15 protein-coding genes and 2 tRNA genes are annotated in these 16,991 nt (G+C 63.0%); 8 read left to right on the forward strand and 9 right to left on the reverse strand.

The window, feature by feature from the left end; all coding sequences use genetic code 11:
* The coding region (locus LJE91_02275) for a hypothetical protein (protein MCG6867579.1) at nucleotides 1-432 on the forward strand (432 nt) is incomplete at its 5' end.
* Nucleotides 433-786: 354 nt separating this feature from the next.
* On the opposite strand, the gene LJE91_02280 is transcribed toward LJE91_02275, so the two are convergent.
* From LJE91_02280 to LJE91_02295, 4 genes are all read right to left on the reverse strand, one after another.
* Nucleotides 787-862, reverse strand: a tRNA-Thr gene (locus tag LJE91_02280).
* Nucleotides 863-920: 58 nt separating this feature from the next.
* Nucleotides 921-1,349, reverse strand: a complete 429-nt coding sequence (locus LJE91_02285; GenBank protein ID MCG6867580.1) for a transcriptional repressor — start codon at nucleotides 1,347-1,349, stop codon at nucleotides 921-923.
* Nucleotides 1,350-1,783: 434 nt separating this feature from the next.
* A complete protein-coding gene (locus LJE91_02290; GenBank protein ID MCG6867581.1) occupies nucleotides 1,784-2,746 on the reverse strand; it encodes an acetyltransferase in 963 nt (320 codons plus the stop codon).
* A 32-nt stretch (nucleotides 2,747-2,778) separates the two neighbouring features.
* Nucleotides 2,779-2,852, reverse strand: a tRNA-Gly gene (locus LJE91_02295).
* A gap of 199 nt (nucleotides 2,853-3,051) precedes the next feature.
* On the opposite strand from LJE91_02295, the gene thiS reads away from it, so the two are divergent.
* The 5 genes from thiS (at nucleotide 3,052) to LJE91_02320 (ending at nucleotide 7,146) form a co-directional block, all read left to right on the forward strand.
* On the forward strand, nucleotides 3,052-3,252 hold the full coding sequence (gene thiS / locus LJE91_02300) for a sulfur carrier protein ThiS (protein ID MCG6867582.1): 201 nt from the start codon (nucleotides 3,052-3,054) through the stop codon (nucleotides 3,250-3,252).
* A gap of 41 nt (nucleotides 3,253-3,293) precedes the next feature.
* Nucleotides 3,294-4,115: a thiazole synthase gene (locus LJE91_02305; protein MCG6867583.1), complete on the forward strand. Its 822-nt coding sequence runs from the start codon at nucleotides 3,294-3,296 to the stop codon at nucleotides 4,113-4,115.
* Between the two features lie 5 nt (nucleotides 4,116-4,120).
* Nucleotides 4,121-4,849, forward strand: coding sequence for a tRNA (guanosine(46)-N7)-methyltransferase TrmB (gene trmB, locus LJE91_02310; GenBank protein ID MCG6867584.1), 729 nt, complete (start codon nucleotides 4,121-4,123; stop codon nucleotides 4,847-4,849).
* A 361-nt stretch (nucleotides 4,850-5,210) separates the two neighbouring features.
* Nucleotides 5,211-6,086 (forward strand): phosphoribulokinase, encoded by an 876-nt coding sequence (locus LJE91_02315; GenBank protein MCG6867585.1) that lies wholly within the window; start codon nucleotides 5,211-5,213, stop codon nucleotides 6,084-6,086.
* Between the two features lie 22 nt (nucleotides 6,087-6,108).
* A complete protein-coding gene (locus LJE91_02320) occupies nucleotides 6,109-7,146 on the forward strand; it encodes an NADP(H)-dependent aldo-keto reductase (GenBank protein ID MCG6867586.1) in 1,038 nt (345 codons plus the stop codon).
* A gap of 21 nt (nucleotides 7,147-7,167) precedes the next feature.
* Here the strand turns inward: LJE91_02320 and LJE91_02325 are convergent, their stop codons facing one another.
* From LJE91_02325 to LJE91_02345, 5 genes are all read right to left on the reverse strand, one after another.
* Nucleotides 7,168-7,926: a 1-acyl-sn-glycerol-3-phosphate acyltransferase gene (locus tag LJE91_02325; protein MCG6867587.1), complete on the reverse strand. Its 759-nt coding sequence runs from the start codon at nucleotides 7,924-7,926 to the stop codon at nucleotides 7,168-7,170.
* A complete protein-coding gene (gene gmhB / locus LJE91_02330; GenBank protein MCG6867588.1) occupies nucleotides 7,923-8,471 on the reverse strand; it encodes a D-glycero-beta-D-manno-heptose 1,7-bisphosphate 7-phosphatase in 549 nt (182 codons plus the stop codon). Before gmhB ends, LJE91_02325 begins: the two co-directional genes overlap by 4 nt.
* Nucleotides 8,468-10,573, reverse strand: a complete 2,106-nt coding sequence (glyS, locus tag LJE91_02335) for a glycine--tRNA ligase subunit beta (GenBank protein ID MCG6867589.1) — start codon at nucleotides 10,571-10,573, stop codon at nucleotides 8,468-8,470. The genes gmhB and glyS overlap by 4 nt, the downstream gene beginning before the upstream one ends.
* Nucleotides 10,560-11,492, reverse strand: a complete 933-nt coding sequence (gene glyQ, locus LJE91_02340) for a glycine--tRNA ligase subunit alpha (GenBank protein ID MCG6867590.1) — start codon at nucleotides 11,490-11,492, stop codon at nucleotides 10,560-10,562. The genes glyS and glyQ overlap by 14 nt, the downstream gene beginning before the upstream one ends.
* Nucleotides 11,493-11,824: 332 nt before the next feature.
* Nucleotides 11,825-15,658, reverse strand: a complete 3,834-nt coding sequence (locus LJE91_02345) for a DUF3683 domain-containing protein (protein MCG6867591.1) — start codon at nucleotides 15,656-15,658, stop codon at nucleotides 11,825-11,827.
* A gap of 205 nt (nucleotides 15,659-15,863) precedes the next feature.
* On the opposite strand from LJE91_02345, the gene rpmE reads away from it, so the two are divergent.
* Nucleotides 15,864-16,070 (forward strand): 50S ribosomal protein L31, encoded by a 207-nt coding sequence (rpmE, locus tag LJE91_02350; protein MCG6867592.1) that lies wholly within the window; start codon nucleotides 15,864-15,866, stop codon nucleotides 16,068-16,070.
* Nucleotides 16,071-16,102: 32 nt separating this feature from the next.
* On the forward strand, nucleotides 16,103-16,879 hold the full coding sequence (locus tag LJE91_02355) for a thermonuclease family protein (protein MCG6867593.1): 777 nt from the start codon (nucleotides 16,103-16,105) through the stop codon (nucleotides 16,877-16,879).
* The last annotated feature ends 112 nt before the right edge of the window (nucleotides 16,880-16,991 follow it).

Genomic DNA, 16,991 nt, shown 5'->3' on the forward strand with positions numbered 1-16,991 from the left:
CAGCTCGATACAATCACGATGCTGGACGGGGTGCTGGTCGCATTTCTAGCAGAGGTGAGACGATGGGCGCCCCCTACACCTATTGGGGGTTGGCTCTGGTTCTTCGCCATCGGGACGGTATGGTGGGGTGCGCTGTACGCCATAATGGAGCCGATTCTTCCCGGCCGCAGGCCTTGGTCAAGGGGGCTGTCGTTCGGCGTGATAGCCACTCTGCTGGTATGGCTGATGGTGTTGCCTCTTGCCGGAGCGGGCTATTTCGGCATGCAGCTGAGCGCGATTCAGCCGGTGGTGACACTGTTTGAGCATCTCGTGTACGGTGTGATACTAGGTGAGGCCTACGGGCGCTTGAATGCGCGGACGCGCTCACCTGATTCGCATTCCTCACACATAGTAACCGCAGTGGGCGATGAGCGCGAAGTATATGAAGGATAAACGCCCTCCTGGCCTATGGGCGAAGCCGTGAGGTCCCTTCCCCTCGCGGGCTTCCGGGGGTCAGGTCTTGCATGTTAACATTCGGCTGCGAATCACCCGTCCCACCGTCGTCGGGTGCAGACCGAAATGATCCGCAATCTCGCGGCAATGCGCAACGGTCTGACCATGCGCAGAATATAGCTTGGTCGACAACATGTTACAATGCGAGACCTGACCCTATTTGCTACTCGGTGGAACCGCTGCGCTTGTTCCACCCTACGCAATGTCATGACTCACTGAAAGCTCGGGGAAACCGTAGGTCGGATCAAGCGAAGCGGATCCGGCATGCTACTTATTGTTTAATAGTGATAATTCTGGTGCCGGTGAGTGGACTCGAACCACCGACCTACTGATTACGAATCAGTTGCTCTACCAACTGAGCTACACCGGCGCAGGGGGTGGGTAGGATAGAGTATCCGGACGGGGGGCTCAAATCCGGAAGACTAAGGTTACGTGCTGCGGACCCGGATGATCACGTCCACGCCCTCGACTTCCATCCCCCGTGGAATCGCGGGGAGGCCATCGACCTTGATGTGGTTGGCATCGATGTCCTCAAGGTGTCCCTGATCGGTATGGAACAGGTGATGGTGTGGGAGGAGATTGGTGTCGTAGAAACGCTTCGTCGGGTCGACGACGACTTCCTTCAGCAGGCCCTTGCTGGCGAAAAGCCCCAGGGTGTTGTACACCGTCGCCTTCGAGACGGTCTGATCGGTTCGGTTTACCTGATCGAGCACGTCCTCGGCCGTGACATGCTGATTTCGGCAGAAGAGCATCTCGCCGATCTCGACGCGCTGCCGTGTCGGGCTGATGCCGTGTCGGCGAAGCAGCCCGATCACGTCACTGGTCGAAGCGGGTTTCTCTGATTGCGTTCGTGACATGCGGGGGAGTATATCAGGGTTTTAGATAATGTCTAATATTTCGCGGGGTTGCAACGACATCCCTGCCGTTTGCGCGATACTTCCGGCTCGGGTGCCGAGGGGTGAATGACCGGGATGCGAGGCTCCGAAACGACTCTGGCAGGCTATCGATCTGGGCAAAACCTGCGTTTATCTGCGCAGCCCGCTTGCATAGACCGTCACATCGCAAGGGGGTTGGGTAAAGCAATCCGGTGCCAGGGCGACTTAGGCGATTTCTGTCAAATGACATACCATCCTACTTGTCTTTTCGTCCGTCCTCTGTGTTGCGAAAGCAGTGACATAGTTCGACTATGCGCCTGTTGTCGCGCCTTGATGACGAACGAAAATCCGGCGCGATTCTGGTATGCCATTTTCCGGCAATCGCCTTATTCAGCGTCCTGTGTGTGATCCTGGCCTCAGGTGCCGGGAAATACCTCCGCGAACTTGGCGCCGAATTCCTCGAGGGCGTCTTCCGGCAGATCGTTGATCCCGGCGGCGGCCTGGCGTCCTCCGCCGGTGGCGAATTGTCGACAGAGCGCATCCGCTCCGGTCTTTGTGGCGAGCGGAGCACGGACACTGACGACGAATCCCCCTTTGGGCAGTCGCGTCAGCATGGCGTGGGCGCGGTTGGGATTTGCCCGGGCGAGCTCGTTGGCGAAGACCCCGCTCACCCGCCGTGCCCAGGGCTCGGCCGGCAGGATGAATAGCGCCCGGGCCTCGGTCTCCGATTCGGGTCCGATGCCCTGCGCCTCGGCGTTGTCTTCGGCATATCCGACACGCAGTTTCGCGAATGCCTCGTCCTCCCGGATGAACTTCAGTGGATCGGTGTAGGGGCTCAATTTGCGATAGAGCTCCGCGGGGGCGAAATGAAGGTCCTCTACGGTTGCGCCGTAGGCGTTGTAGTTGATCAGTTCACCCAGCTCTTTCAGCAACGAGAGATCGTCCTTGCTGAGGCCCAGGGGTTCCGCGGCGCGCCGTGCGCTGTCGTGGAAGTTGTCACCAAAAGCGGCGGTGACCGCCCAGGCGCGATACGCCCCATCGATGTCCTCGTCGACCAACAGACTGGTGCAGGTGTCCGGGGAGGTATCGATGTGGGACTCGAGGTTCTCGTGCTCGGGTATCTCGCCGGCGAAGTGATGGTCGAAGTAGCGTACCCGCGCGCCTGCATCGAGCAGCCGGATCAGGCCGGAGCGATTCTTGTCCAGTGAGATGTCCAGGACGGTGACCTCGTCGCCTGCCTGCGCATCGATGCCGTCGAGCAGCTTGATGTCCCGCTTGACGCCGGTGACGAGGGTGCTCTTGGCCGGCGTATGAAGTCGGATCTGCTGAAGCGCGCAGATGCCGTCGGCGTCGCCGTTGAAGACATCGATGCGGGACATGGGCTGCTCTCCAGGCCGAGGAACCTCTAAAGTGGAGCGGGTGAAGGGAATCGAACCCTTGTCATCAGCTTGGGAAGCTGAGGTTCTACCATTGAACAACACCCGCCAAGGGAATCTCGCGGCTCACAGATTCTACAGAAGTCGTCCATGGACTGTCACCCGGGACGTGTGAATCCCGGGCCGCGCGCTCCCGGCCAGCTTGTCGATGGTCGTCTTATACCACACTCGCCAGGTACGCATGACGAGAACTGGTATTCATGTAAAATGCCGCTTGGTCTAATTCCAGAGCGGGATTCCTTAAAGACGTGGAAATCAGTCTGAACGGCGAGCGTCGCGACGTGCCGGAAGGGTTCACCGCCGAGGCCTTGCTGGCGTCGCTGGACCTCACGGGCCGGCGGCTTGCCCTTGAAATCAACCTGGAGATCGTCCCCCGAGGCGAATTTCCGCGCACCCGGCTGCAGCCGGGTGACCGGGTGGAGATTGTCCGGGCAATTGGCGGGGGCTGACCTCCGCCCCTCTTCGTATCCAAGCATGCGGAAGTATAGCGATGTCGACTATTCCAGCGCAGCAGCAAACCGCCACCGGCGTGTCCGATGATACCCTCGAAGTCGCCGGAGTGGCCTATGGTTCCCGATTGCTGGTGGGAACCGGAAAGTACAAGGACCTCGCCGAGACGCGGGCGGCCGTGGAGGCCAGCGGGGCGGAGATCGTCACCGTGGCGATCCGTCGAAGCAACATCGGTCAGGACCCCTCCGAACCCAACCTGCTCGATGTGCTGCCTCCGGACCGTTTCACGATCCTGCCGAACACCGCTGGTTGCTACACGGCGGATGACGCGATCCGCACCTGTCGTCTGGCGCGGGAGCTGCTGGACGGGCACTCGCTGGTCAAGCTCGAGGTGCTGGGAGACGAGAAGACGCTCTACCCCGATGTGGCCCAGACGCTGAAGGCCGCCGGGACGCTCCTGAAGGAAGGCTTCGATGTCATGGTCTATACCAGCGACGACCCGATCGTCGCCAGGGAGCTGGACGCCATGGGCTGCGCCGCCGTCATGCCTCTGGCCGCACCGATCGGATCCGGACTCGGGATTCGCAATCCCTACAACATCATCGAGATCGTGGAGAATGCCAATACCCCGGTCCTGGTGGACGCTGGCGTGGGTACTGCCTCGGATGCCGCCGTGGCCATGGAGCTGGGCTGCGACGGTGTCCTGATGAACACCGCGATCGCCGCGGCGCGAAACCCCGTGCTGATGGCATCGGCCATGCGCAAGGCCGTCGAGGCCGGGCGTGAGGCCTGGCTTGCCGGGCGCATGCCCCGCAAGCGCTATGCCTCGGCATCGTCACCCCTGGACGGCGCGTTCTTCTGAACTCGATGGATACGGTGGGGGACATTGCGTCCTCGCACTCCGCTAATCCCGGGCCGCGAACCGTACAGAGCTTTGTGAGGCGCGAGGGTCGTCTCACGCGGGGACAGAGCCGGGCGCTTCAGGATCTGTGGCCGGACTATGGGATTGAACCGGGGGACAATGTCCTGAATCCCGCTGCCGTCTTCGGACGGGAAGCCCCCGTGACCCTCGAAATCGGATTCGGCAACGGTGAGTCGCTGGCGCAGCTGGCCGCCACGCACTCGGAAAGGAACTTCCTCGGTGTGGAGGTCCATCGCCCTGGGCTCGGCCGTCTCCTGCGACGGATCGAGGCGCTGGGGCTCGCCAACGTCAGACTGGTCTGCGGCGATGCCGTCGAGCTGCTCGAGCAGAATCTGCCCCCTGCGTCACTGAATGCCGTGCTGCTCTGGTATCCGGATCCCTGGCCCAAGAAGCGCCACCACAAGCGTCGCATCGTGCAGCCACGGTTCGTCCGCCAAATCCACCGGGCGTTGCGCGACGGAGGGATATTTCACATGGCAACGGACTGGCAGGACTATGCCCGCCATATGATGGCGGTCATGGAAGAGGTCCCGGGTTTTGCGAACCGAGCCGGACCGCGCCGTTTCTCGTCGAGGCCCGGAGACCGTCCCGTGACCAAATTCGAGTGCCGGGGAAACCGCCTGGGACATGTCACCAGGGATCTGGTCTATACCCGGGACGGGACCGGGACCTGATATCGGGCGACGGCTCCCCGATCGAGGTTTCCCTGTTTCGGTTCCGGGTGGCCGGCTCGGGGTTCGGACTTGGACGATCTCGGGTTTCATGCCATAGAGAACAAAGAAAACCGCCTCCTCCGGGAACCGCACCGGACAGCGTAGGACCGGCGAGTCTATCCCCATTGCCAGGTACCCAAGTCCCGTCCGATGCACTAATATTCCGCATTTCGCGCCCCTGGGACGAATGCCCTGAGGACGCGTCTCGATCTGGCGCCGCAACTTCCAGGCGGGGATCCGGAACACACTAAGGCTGGTCATGGCTCATCAGGGGGATCCCTGGCCGGCCGCAAGGCATCGTTTCCCCAAGGAGAACCTGAAATTGTCCACAAAACACCCAGTCGTTGCCGTCACGGGCTCTTCCGGCGCCGGAACCACGACCGTAAAGCGCGCTTTCGAACACATCTTTTTTCGCGAGGAAATCAATCCTGTCGTGATCGAGGGGGACAGTTTCCACAGCTACAATCGTGTGGAGATGCGCGAGGCGCTGGCCAAGGCGGACGAGGAGAATCGATCCCTCAGTCACTTCGGGGCGGAGGCGAATCTGTTCGGGGAGCTTGCCGAGTTGTTCAAGACCTACGGCGAGACGGGTCTGGGTAAGCGTCGCCTGTATCTGCACAGCGAGGAGGAGGCCGCACCCTACGAGGGTCTGCAGCCCGGAGAGTTCACACCCTGGGAAGAAATCCCGGAAACGACCGATCTGCTCTTCTACGAAGGGCTGCACGGCTGCGTCAAGACCGATGAGGTGGATGTCGCGCAATATGTGGACCTGAAGATCGGGGTGGTCCCCATCGTCAACCTGGAGTGGATCCAGAAGATCCATCGCGATTCGGCGGAACGTGGATACAGCGAGGAAGCCATCGTCGATACCATCCTGCGCCGAATGCCGGACTACGTGAAGTACATCACCTCGCAGTTCGCCCTGACCGACATCAACTTCCAGCGTGTTCCAACGGTCGACACCTCGAACCCCTTTATCGCGAGGGACATCCCCACGCCTGACGAAAGCTTCGTCGTGATCCGGTTCAAGGACCCACATGCGTTCGGGGTGGATTTCCCCTATCTGCTCAGCATGATCCAGAATTCCTTCATGTCGCGGCGCAACAACCTGGTGGTGCCAGGCGGCAAGATGGGATTTGCGATGGAACTGGTGCTGACGCCCGTCATCCACGACATGCTCAAGAAGAAGCGGGCCTGAGGCGGGAACGGGGCCTCGCGGGGTGGAGCGTTCGCGACTGGGCAGGACCGACCTGCGAGTGAGCCGCCTGTGCCTCGGCACCATGACCTTCGGGGAGCAGAACTCCGAGTCCGAGGCGCACCAGCAGCTCTCGCTTGCAGTCGATCGGGGGATCAATTTCATCGACACCGCGGAGATGTACCCTGTACCGCCCAAGAAGGCAACGCAGGGACGAACCGAGGCCTACCTGGGTTCCTGGCTGGAGAAGCGGGGTCGCCGCGACGACCTCGTGGTCGCTACCAAGGTCGCGGGCCCCTCGGATAGCATGCGGTATCTCCGAGGCGGACCGCGTCTGGACCGTAGGCACATCACCGCAGCGCTTGAAGACAGTCTGAGGCGCCTGCGCACGGACTATGTCGACCTTTACCAGGTCCATTGGCCGCATCGCCAGACTAATTATTTCGGGAATCTCGGATACGTCCATGCGGAAGACGAAGATGCTATCGAGATAGAGGAGACGCTGTCGGCGCTGTCGGCGCTCGTCGATCAGGGCAAGGTTCGCCACATCGGCGTGTCGAACGAAACCCCCTGGGGCGTGATGCGGTATCTCGCGTTGGTCGAAGGTCGCGGATTCCCCAGGATCGTCAGCATCCAGAACCCGTACAACCTGCTGAACCGAAGCTACGAGATCGGACTGGCCGAAATCGCCCATCGGGAACAGGTTGGACTGCTGGCCTATTCACCGCTCGCCTTCGGTGTACTGACGGGGAAATACCTGGGTAACAAACGACCGGGCGGTGCGCGGCTTTCGCTGTTCAAGCGTTTCGATCGATACAGTAACATTCGGGGTACCCAGGCGACGGCGCGTTATGCCGCGCTGGCGACCGAGCATGGCCTGACTCCCACCGCCCTCGCCCTGGCGTTCGTCAACAGCCGCCCGTTTCTGACCAGCAATATCATCGGGGCGACCAGCCTCGAGCAGCTCGGGGAGAACATCGACGCCGCTGAGATCCGCCTGGGCGACGAGGTGCTGGCCGCCATCGAGTCGATCCACGAAGCGTACCCGAACCCCTGCCCCTGACACTGTCAGGCGTCGATATTTCTACTTCTCCTCGGGCTCGCCGATCTCTGCCCGGGTCTGGTCGATCCAGGCCTTGAGCTCCGTGTTGATCTCCTCCGGTGTCTTGCCGCCGGAGGAGATCGGCTCACCGATCCTGACATCGATGGTGCCCGGGTACTTCACGAAGTGCCTGCGCGGCCAGAGATAGCCCGCGTTGTGGGCGATCGGAAGGACCGGCACGCCGTTCCGGCTCGCCAGAATCGCCCCGCCCATCTTGTAGCGTTTATCGTTGCCCGGCGCGACACGCGTCCCTTCGGGAAAGATGATGATCCAGCGCCCGGCGTCCAGTCGGGCGCGCCCCTGGGTGACCAGTTGTTCGACGGCCGACCTGCCGGATCCCCGGTTTAGCGCGATGGGCTCGATCATGGCGAGTCCCCAGCCGAAGATGGGCAGCCACAACAACTCCCGTTTGACGACCCATACCACCGGCGGGAGAAACTGCTGCAGGGCCATTGTTTCCCAGGTCGACTGGTGATTCGACATGATGATGCAGGGCTCGGCCGGTATGTTCTGCAGACCCGAGACCCGGAAGTTGATCCCGCAGGTTACCTTCAGGAACCAGACGTTGACATCCGTCCAACTCGAAAGGACCCGGTATCGGGTCTCGAAACCGAATGGCAGCAGAAAGGGGCCGATGACTACAACATAGAACACGAGCGTCAGAAGGAAGAAGACCGAAAAGATCAGGGATCTCAGCGCTAGTGCGATGCCGGATGCCCCCTTCGCGCCGATCCCGCTCATGATGGACGGTGCGCGGACAAGAGGGACTCCGCGAATTCGGCCAGATCGTTATAGACAGGGACCTCGTCCGGTACATCTCCCGCGGCGAGGGTACGTTCACCCATGCCGGTGCGCACCAGAACCGGGCTTGCGCCCATGGTCTGCGCGGCGACCAGGTCTCTGGCGGAGTCGCCGACGGCGGGGACGCCCTTGAGCGAGATCTGGTATCGGCGGCTGATCTGTCGGAACAGTCCAGGCAGCGGTTTCCGGCAGTCGCATCGGTCTTCGGGGCCATGAGGGCAGAAGAAGACGCCATCGATCGAGCCGCCAAATCGTCTCAACAGGGAGGCCATCTTTCGGTTCATCGCATGCAGCGTGTCGACGTCGAACATGCCGCGCGCGATGCCGGACTGGTTCGTTGCGACGACGACACGATAGCCGGCCGCGTTGAGACTCGAGATTGCCTTCAGGCTGTCCGGAATCGGAATCCATTCCGATCTGGACTTGATGTACTCGTCGGAATCCTCGTTGATCACGCCGTCGCGATCGAGGATGACCAGTTTCATGACCTGGTGGCGTGGGCGTGCTGTGGGGCACCCTGCAGACGGGAGAGGTCCGCCGCACGCAGGAACTGTTCGGAAAGCCGGTGCAGCAGGGCGAGACGATTGTTGCGCAGCCCGGTGTCCTCGGCCATCACCATGACCTCATCGAAGAATTCGTCGATCGGTTCACGCAGCGTCGCGAGCCGGGTCAGGGCCTCCCGGTACCGGTCCTGTGCGAACAGGGGTTCCACGTCGTTCGCGATGTCGGCCAGGGAACGGAAGAGCCGGGTCTCCGCACCCGGTTCGAGCAGGTTCTCGTCCACCTGACCGGGCGCGGTCCCGCCAGACTGCCTGAGAATATTGCGGATGCGCTTGTTGGCCGCGGTCAAGCTGTCGGCTTCAGGCAACTGGCGAAACGCTTCCACCGCGCGCACCCGGTTGTCGAACTCCATGGGGCTCGTCGGGCGTCTTGCGTGCACCGCATCGATGACGTCCGGCGCGATGCCGCGATCGAGATAGTAGGCGCGCAGCCGGTCCAGAGCGTACTCGAAGACATCCTCGGCGGCCTGGTCCGCACCGGGCACCTGGGTGAATCCCTTCGCAGCCTGTCGCAGCAGGTCGAGGAGGTCCAGCGGCAGCCCCCCCTCGATGATGATCCGAAGCGCCCCGAGCGCCGCCCGGCGCAGACCGAAGGGGTCCTTCAGTCCGGTGGGCCGAAGACCCGCGGCAAAGATGCCGACCAGGGTGTCGAGCCGGTCGGCCAGAGCGAGTATCCGGCCCGTGCCGGTTTCGGGCAGGGCGTCACCGGCCTTGCGCGGCAGATACTGTTCGTCCAGCGCGATGGCGACCTCGTCCGCCTCCCCGTCGTGACCGGCGTAGTAGCGCCCCATGATCCCCTGCAGCGACGGAAACTCCACGACCATGTCGGTCATGAGGTCGCACTTGCACAACTGTGCCGCGCGTGCCGCGTGGGTCGTGTCGGAATCGAGTGCCGATGCGATGTGCGTGCACAGTGCTTCGAGACGTGCGGATTTATCCAGCAGCGACCCGAGCCTCTCCTGGAAGACCACATTTCCCAGGGCCTTTCGCCGTTCGGCCAGCGTGGTCTTCCGGTCCTGATTCCAGAAGAACTCGGCGTCCTCGAAGCGGGGCCGGATGACGCGTTCATTTCCCTCCCGGACCCTCGCCATCTCCCGGCTGTCGATGTTCGAGACCGCAATGAAGTGGGGCATCAGCCGGCCCTCGTGATCGACGACCGGCAGATACTTCTGATTTCCCTGCATCGTTGTGATCAGTGCCTCGTGCGGAACGCGCAGGAAGCGCGCGTCGAAATCGCCGCTCAGCGCGACCGGGAATTCCACGAGTGCCGCGATCTCCTCGATCAGGTCGTCTTCGAGCAGCGCCTGTCCGCCGAGCCCCGCAGTAAGAGTTTCGGCCTGCTCGCGGATCCGGGCGACCCGGGCATCGTAATCGGGCTCGACGTATCCGGTTTCGCGCAGGGTGGACGCATAGTCCTCCGGGGCCGAGACTGAGATCGGGTCCGGATGGTGAAAGCGGTGTCCACGTGTAAACCGGCCCGCCCGGACCTCCAGGATCTCCGCGTCCACGACCTCGTCTCCGAACAGCAGCACCACCCAGTGGACCGGTCTCACGAATTCCGCGTCCGAGGAGCCCCAGCGCATGCGTTTCGGAATGGGAAGGGCATCGAGCGCCTTTTGTACGGCGTCCGGGATCAATGAGATCGACGGCGCGCCGGCCTGCCGGGAGCGATGCACCAGCCATGCCCCCTTTCCCGATTCCTGGGTCTCCAGATCCGCGATCGAAACACCGCAGGACCGGGCAAACCCCTCCGCGGCCCGGGTCGGATTTCCTTGCGCGTCGTATGCCGCCTTCACCGACGGCCCCTTGCGTTCGTTGAGGCGATCCGGCTGTCGGGTCGATAGTCCTTGCACGATGATCGACAGCCGGCGCGGTGTCGCGAAGACGCGATGGGTCTCGAACTCGAGGTTCAGGTCGTTGAGCATGCCGGAGAGGTTCACTCCGAAGGCCCGGGAGAGTGAACGAAGCGCCTTCGGCGGGAGTTCCTCCGTGCCGATCTCGACCAGCAGGTCCCTACGCTCCGGCACTGCGCACCTCCGTATCGGGTTCTGGCCGGTACAGGGGGAAGCCCAGGCTTTCCCTTGCGTCGTAGTAGCTTTGCGCAACCTTGCGGGCCAGTGTACGCACGCGCAGGATGAAGCGCTGGCGCTCGGTGACCGAAATGGCATGGCGCGCGTCCAGCAGGTTGAAGGTATGCGAGGCGCGCAGCATCTGTTCGTAGGCCGGTATGGCGAGTCCCGAATCGATCAGGTTCAGGCTTTCACGCTCGCAGGCCTCGAATACCGCGAACAGCGTATTCACGTCGGCCTTCTCGAAATTGTAGGTCGACTGCTCGACCTCGTTCTGGCGAAACACGTCCCCGTAGGTCACGGTGCCCTGCGGACCCTGTGTCCAGGTGAGGTCATAGACACTCTCGACCTCCTGCAGATACATGGCGATGCGCTCGAGCCCGTAGGTGATCTCGCCGCTGACTGGTCGGCATTCCAGTCCCCCGACCTGCTGGAAATAGGTGAACTGCGTGACCTCCATGCCGTTCAGCCAGACCTCCCATCCCAGGCCCCATGCCCCGAGCGTCGGGGATTCCCAGTTGTCCTCCACGAACCGGATGTCATGGATGAGCGGGTCGATCCCGAGTTCGCGCAGGGACTGGATATAGAGATCCTGGATGTCGTCCGGCGAGGGCTTGAGGAGCACCTGAAACTGGTAGTAATGCTGCAGTCGATTCGGGTTCTGGCCGTAACGTCCGTCGGTCGGCCTTCTCGAAGGTTGCACATACGCGGTGCGCCAGGGCTCCGGACCGATCGCCTTGAGGAATGTGGCGGGATGAAACGTGCCGGCCCCCATCTCCATATCGTAGGGCTGCACGATGACGCAACCGCGGCGGGCCCAGAAGGATTGCAACGCCAGGATCAGGCCCTGAAATGTCGATACGTCGAAGTGCGCCATGGAGACCAGTGAAACCCAGGATTAACCGCCGAGTATAGCGACGCTAGGGACATGTCACCACCGGTGCCGCCGCGGCCCGCATGCTGAACTCGCGCAGGCTTGTGGCGATATTGAACGGGACGCGCCTTAGGCGATTGCCGGAAAATGGCATACCAGATTGCGCCGGATTTTCGTTCGTCATCAAGGCGCGACATCAGGCGCATAGTCTAACTATGTCAGTGTTGTCGCAACACAGAGGACGGACGAAAAGACAAGCAGGATGGTATGTCATTTGACAGAAATCGCCTTAGCTCACGGCGGTTCGTTTCTCACCCCATCCTACCGTTGCCGGGTTACAGCATGACATGCTCGATGCCGCCGTTGGCGGTCTCGGCGATGAATGCCTGCTGCCAGTCGTTTCCCAGATTCCGGCGTGCCAGCTCAACGACGATGTATTCGGATTCGACACCGGTGCGTTCGGTGTAGCGGCTGAGACCCTGGTGGCAGGAGGGGCAGGAGGTCAGAATCTTCACCGCTTCGCCCTGCCCCGCCCCGAGTTCGGTTACACCCCGGAGGATCTCCTCCTGCTTTCGAAACTTGACCTGGGTGGCGATGTCGGGCCGGGCGACCGCGAAGGTGCCGGATTCGCCGCAGCAACGGTCGTTGTGCGCGACTTCCCGCCCCATCAGCTCGCTGGCGACCCGGGTTCCGTCGTGGTGTTTCATCGGGTCGTGACAGGGGGCGTGGTACAGATACCGGACACCGGTTTCCCCGGCCGGACGCACGCCCCGCTCCATGAGAAACTCGTGGATGTCGAGCAGGCGGCAACCGGGAAAGATCCGCTGAAACTCGTATTGCAGGAGCTGGTCCATGCAGGTGCCGCAGCTCACGAGCACCGTCCGGATGTCGAGGTGGTTAAGGGTATTGGCGATGCGATGGAACAGCACACGGTTGGCCACCGAGATTGCCGTTCCGCGCGCCGCGTCTCCACCCGCGGTCTGGGGATAACCACAGCAAAGATAACCCGGGGGCAGTATGGTCTGGACCCCCTGGTGATAGAGCATGGCCAGCGAGGCGAGGCCGATCTGGCTGAACAGACGTTCCGAGCCGCAGCCGGGAAAATAGAACACGGCCTCGCTGTCGGGATCGGTGGTCGCAGGATCACGCAGGATCGGGACATGACCGGCGTTCTGCAGTCCCAGCAGACTGCGCATGGTTCCGGTGCGCAGACCGCCTGGCATCGGGCGGTCGAGGAAATGGACGACCTGCTCGTGCATCCGCGCCTTTCCGGTCGTGACCGGCGGCGGGCCTTCGCGGGTCAGCCATCGCCGCATGGCACGGTGGCCGAGGCGCTGGGCAGCGTAACCCCAGCGGATCATGACCTCTCGCATCACGGCGATGGTGGCCGGGTCGGTGACGTTCAGAAACTGCATCGACGCCCAGGTCCCCGCATTGAAGCGTTTCTTCCCCCTGTCCCTCAGCAGTGTGCGCAGGTGCACGGTCACGTCGCCGAAATCGATATTCACCGGGCAGGGCTGCTCGCACTTGTGGCATACCGTGCAATGGTCCGCCACGTCGTTCATCTCGTCAAAGTGACGCAGGGCGATACCGCGCCGGGTCTGTTCCTCATAGAGGAATGCCTCGATCAGGAGCCCCGTGGCCAGGATCTTGTTCCGCGGGGAATACAGCAGGTTGGCGCGCGGGACGTGGGTGGTGCATACGGGCTTGCACTTGCCGCAGCGCAGGCAATCCTTGATCTCGTCATTGAGCGCCTGCAGGGCGCTGGCCTCCAGGATCAGCGCCTCCTGCTGGACGAGGCGCAGCGATGGGGTGTACGCCATCTCGATGCCGGAGCCGGGCAGCAGCTTGCCCCGATTGAAGCGCCCGCCCGGGTCGACCTGCGCCTTGTAGGTCGCGAACTCGCCGATCGTGGCTTCATCCATGAACTGCATCTTGGTGATGCCGATCCCGTGTTCGCCAGAGATCACGCCGCCCAGCGAGACGGCGATGTCCATGATCCGCTCGACGATGCGTTCCGCCGCCCGCAACATCCGGTAGTCGTTGGAGTTGACCGGGATGTTGGTGTGCACGTTGCCGTCGCCGGCGTGCATGTGCAGGGCCACGAACAGCCTGGAGGAGCGGATGTCCGCGTGGAGCGCCTCCAGTGTCTCGCACACGGCCTGCAGGTCGAGACCCGCGAGGATCTCCTTCAGCGGCCCGGAGATCGACGCACGAACCGAGATCCGGTAGTCGCGGCGCTGCAGCAGGTCGAGCAGCGTGTCGCCTTCACGGATTCTTGAGGCGGCCTCGGGTCCGAGCGACAACTCGAATGTCGCCGCGGGCGCGTCGAGATGCTCAAAGATCTGCCGCCACAGCTCGCGCACGGTCTCGACGTGCTCGGCGGCCATGCGGACCTTGCCCGCCACGATCTCGGCGTGCTCCTCGCTGGCGGTGAACCCCGGCGCGGCCCGGACCTCGGGCATGTCCCCCGACAGGTATTCCAGGAAGGCCTCGCAGATGCGCAGCTTGTTGCCGATCGACTGTTCGATGTTGATGCGCTCGACTGCGAGGGTGTATTCCCCGAGGCGCTCCAGGGGGATGACGACGTCCTCGTTGATCTTGAAGGCATTGGTGTGCGCCGCGATGGCCGCGGTACGTGTCCGGTCGGCCCAGAACCGCTTGCGCGCCTCGGGACTGACCGCGACGAAGCCTTCCGCGCCCCGCTCGGCAGCCTTGCGGACGACCTCCGAGGCCGCCTTCGCCACGGCCTCGGCGTCGTCGCCGGCGACGTCGGCCATCAGCATCATCTTGGGCAGTTCGCGGCGGGTCGCCTTGGTGGAGTAGTTCACCGCCTTGAGATAGCGCTCGTCCAGGTGTTCCAGCCCGGATAGCGACACCTCCGGCAAGGTGTCGAGAAAGCCTTTTATTTCGACGATGGCCGGTGTCGCACGGCGCAGGTCGGCGTCGAAGAACTCCAGGCAAACCGTTCTGATGTGCTGCGGGGCGCGGTGAACGACAAACCGCGCCGAGGTGACGATGCCGTCGCAGCCCTCCTTCTGTACCCCGGGCAGCCCCCCCAGAGCCTTGTTGGTGACGTCCTTGCCCAGCCCCGGTCGGCGCAGTTGCGCGGCGGGGATCTCGAGCACGACCGGTTCCTCCCGCGGGGCCTTGCCGTCGGGACCGAACCGCGATACCCGGAATCGCGCAAGGGGTAGGTCGTGCACCTTGCCCAGGTTGTGGTCGAGGCGTTCGACCTCCAGCCAGTCCGCATCGGGCGCGACCATCCGCCAGGAGACCAGGTTGTCCAGCGTGGTTCCCCACATCACAGCCTTCTTCCCCCCCGCGTTCATCGCCACGTTTCCGCCGATGGTGGAGGCGGACTGCGAGGTCGGGTCGACCGCGAACACATACCCGGAGTGCGCCGCGGCCTCGGCTACGCGCTCGGTCACCACCCCCGCGCCGGCCCGGATGGTGGGAACCTGGCCCTCCACGCCGTCCATGGCGAGAGACTCTACCTCCCCGAGCGACTCGAGCTTCTCGGTGTTGATCACCGCCGAGTCCGGATGCAGGGGTACCGCGCCGCCGTTGTAACCCGTGCCGCCTCCCCTGGGGATGATGGTCAGTCCCAGGTCGATACACACCGCGACGATATCCCGAACTTCGGCCTCGGTGTCCGGTACGATGACCACCAGGGGATACTCGACGCGCCAGTCGGTTGCGTCCGTGACGTGAGAGACTCGGGCGAACCCGTCGAAGCGGATATTGTCCCGACGCGTGACCCGGGAGAGCAATTTCAGGGCCTTGCGCCGCAACCCCTGCTGTCGCATCAGCCAGTGTTCGAGGTCCCTGACTGCCCGGCGCGCGTGATCCGCCAGATCCAGGGCCTTCTGGTTACCGTTTGCCCGCTCGGATATCTGATTCAGACGGTGGTGCAGCGCATCGGTCCAGGAGGTCCGCCGGCGAGCGCTGGCGAGCAAGTCGTCCTGTATGTAGGGGTTTCGGTTGACGACCCACAAGTCACCGAGCACCTCGAACAGCATGCGTGCGGAGCGGCCCGTGCGCCGCTCCGCACGCAACGCCTCGACCAGGCTCCATCCTTGCTCGCCCAGGAAGCGGATGACGATCTCCCGGTCGGAGAACGAAGTGTAGTTGTAGGGGATTTCGCGGATACGTTCGGGGCTGTTCATGGTGATTCTGTCCGGTATCGAGGAGCGGATCATATCCCAAACGCCGTTCGTGGCATCAGGGCTGGGAGATGCAGCGCCGGGCGTAACCGGAGCCACGTCTACCACGCTGAGGACTCCGCAGGGAATTGCCGGGACTGGTCCTGTGGAGTAGACTTCGTCGTTTTCCTGAGCGACAAATGCCTTGAACTGGCGGGGTTCCCATACCATGAAGCCGAAAATTCATCCGAAGTACGAAGAGGTCAAGGTCGTCTGCGCCTGTGGCAACGCGTTCTCGACCCGTTCCACCTACGGTGGCGAGGAACTGCACATCGACGTCTGTTCCAGTTGCCATCCCTTCTTCACCGGCAAGCAGAAAATCCTGGACAGCGCCGGTCAGGTGGACAAGTTCCGCCGCCGATACGGAGGCAGGTAGATCCGGACCGGACACCTGCGGGCGTGGGTTCGATGAGGGCGGCCGCGCTGGCGGGCGCCCTTTTTCTTGCCTGTATCGTATGCTCGTCCGGCGTGTCGGCCGCATTGTGCGCCGCCGATAGCACGGATTTCACCGCCAAGGTTCGATACGTCAACGATGGGGACACGGTCACGCTGCAGGACGGCCGCAGGGTGCGTCTCATCGGGCTGAATACGCCGGAAATCTCCCGCGACGAGTCACCTTCCGATCCCTATGCCAGGGCGGCCCGCCGTGCCCTGGTGGAACTGCTGGCGTCTGGCGGGAACCGCGTCCTCGGTCGTTACGGCAGGGAGCATCGGGATCGATACGGCCGGACCCTGGCGCACCTCTTTCTTCCCGACGGAAACAGCCTGACCGCCCTGATGCTTCAACGCGGGCTGGGTGCGGCGATCACGGTCCCTCCGAACGTCTGGAACGGTGAATGTTACTTTCGCACCGAGGACGGGGCGCGCGACAGGGGCCGCGGCATGTGGTCCCATCCGCGCTTTCAGGTGATCGAGTCGACCCGCCTGTCCCACTCGGCGAGCGGATTTCACCTCATCGGGGGAAGGGTCGAGCGTGTGGGTGTCGGGCGCAGCAACATCTGGCTGGACCTCCCCGGCGGGGTCTCGCTGCGGATCGACAAGCGCGACCTGAAATTCTTCGAGGGACTCGATCCGGCGGATTTGAATGGGGTTTGGGTCGAAGCGCGCGGGTGGATCTACCGGCGCAAGGGTCAACTCCGGATGCGAATCCGGCACCCCAGCGCCATCGAGGTGCGTTCGATGTAGCGTGTGGTTGGCCGCTTTGCGGTGTGACGGTCAGGAGGATTCGAGACCCTCGGCAGCGCCTTTGGCGGCAGCGAAATCCGTCTTGCCCGACCCGAGTTTCGGTATGGACTCC

It is taken from the genome of Gammaproteobacteria bacterium (assembly GCA_022340215.1).
Taxonomy (GTDB): Bacteria; Pseudomonadota; Gammaproteobacteria; order JAJDOJ01; family JAJDOJ01; genus JAJDOJ01.

Excerpts from the sequence above, each read along its gene's own strand:
- LJE91_02285 (MCG6867580.1), bottom strand. The coding sequence starts at position 1,349 with ATGTCACGAACGCAATCAGAGAAACCCGCTTCGACCAGTGACGTGATC.
- LJE91_02290 (MCG6867581.1), bottom strand. The coding sequence starts at position 2,746 with ATGTCCCGCATCGATGTCTTCAACGGCGACGCCGACGGCATCTGCGCG.
- LJE91_02305 (MCG6867583.1), top strand. The coding sequence starts at position 3,294 with ATGTCGACTATTCCAGCGCAGCAGCAAACCGCCACCGGCGTGTCCGAT.
- trmB (MCG6867584.1), top strand. The coding sequence starts at position 4,121 with ATGGATACGGTGGGGGACATTGCGTCCTCGCACTCCGCTAATCCCGGG.
- LJE91_02325 (MCG6867587.1), bottom strand. The coding sequence starts at position 7,926 with ATGAGCGGGATCGGCGCGAAGGGGGCATCCGGCATCGCACTAGCGCTG.
- gmhB (MCG6867588.1), bottom strand. The coding sequence starts at position 8,471 with ATGAAACTGGTCATCCTCGATCGCGACGGCGTGATCAACGAGGATTCC.
- glyQ (MCG6867590.1), bottom strand. The coding sequence starts at position 11,492 with ATGGCGCACTTCGACGTATCGACATTTCAGGGCCTGATCCTGGCGTTG.
- LJE91_02345 (MCG6867591.1), bottom strand. The coding sequence starts at position 15,658 with ATGAACAGCCCCGAACGTATCCGCGAAATCCCCTACAACTACACTTCG.
- rpmE (MCG6867592.1), top strand. The coding sequence starts at position 15,864 with ATGAAGCCGAAAATTCATCCGAAGTACGAAGAGGTCAAGGTCGTCTGC.
- LJE91_02355 (MCG6867593.1), top strand. The coding sequence starts at position 16,103 with ATGAGGGCGGCCGCGCTGGCGGGCGCCCTTTTTCTTGCCTGTATCGTA.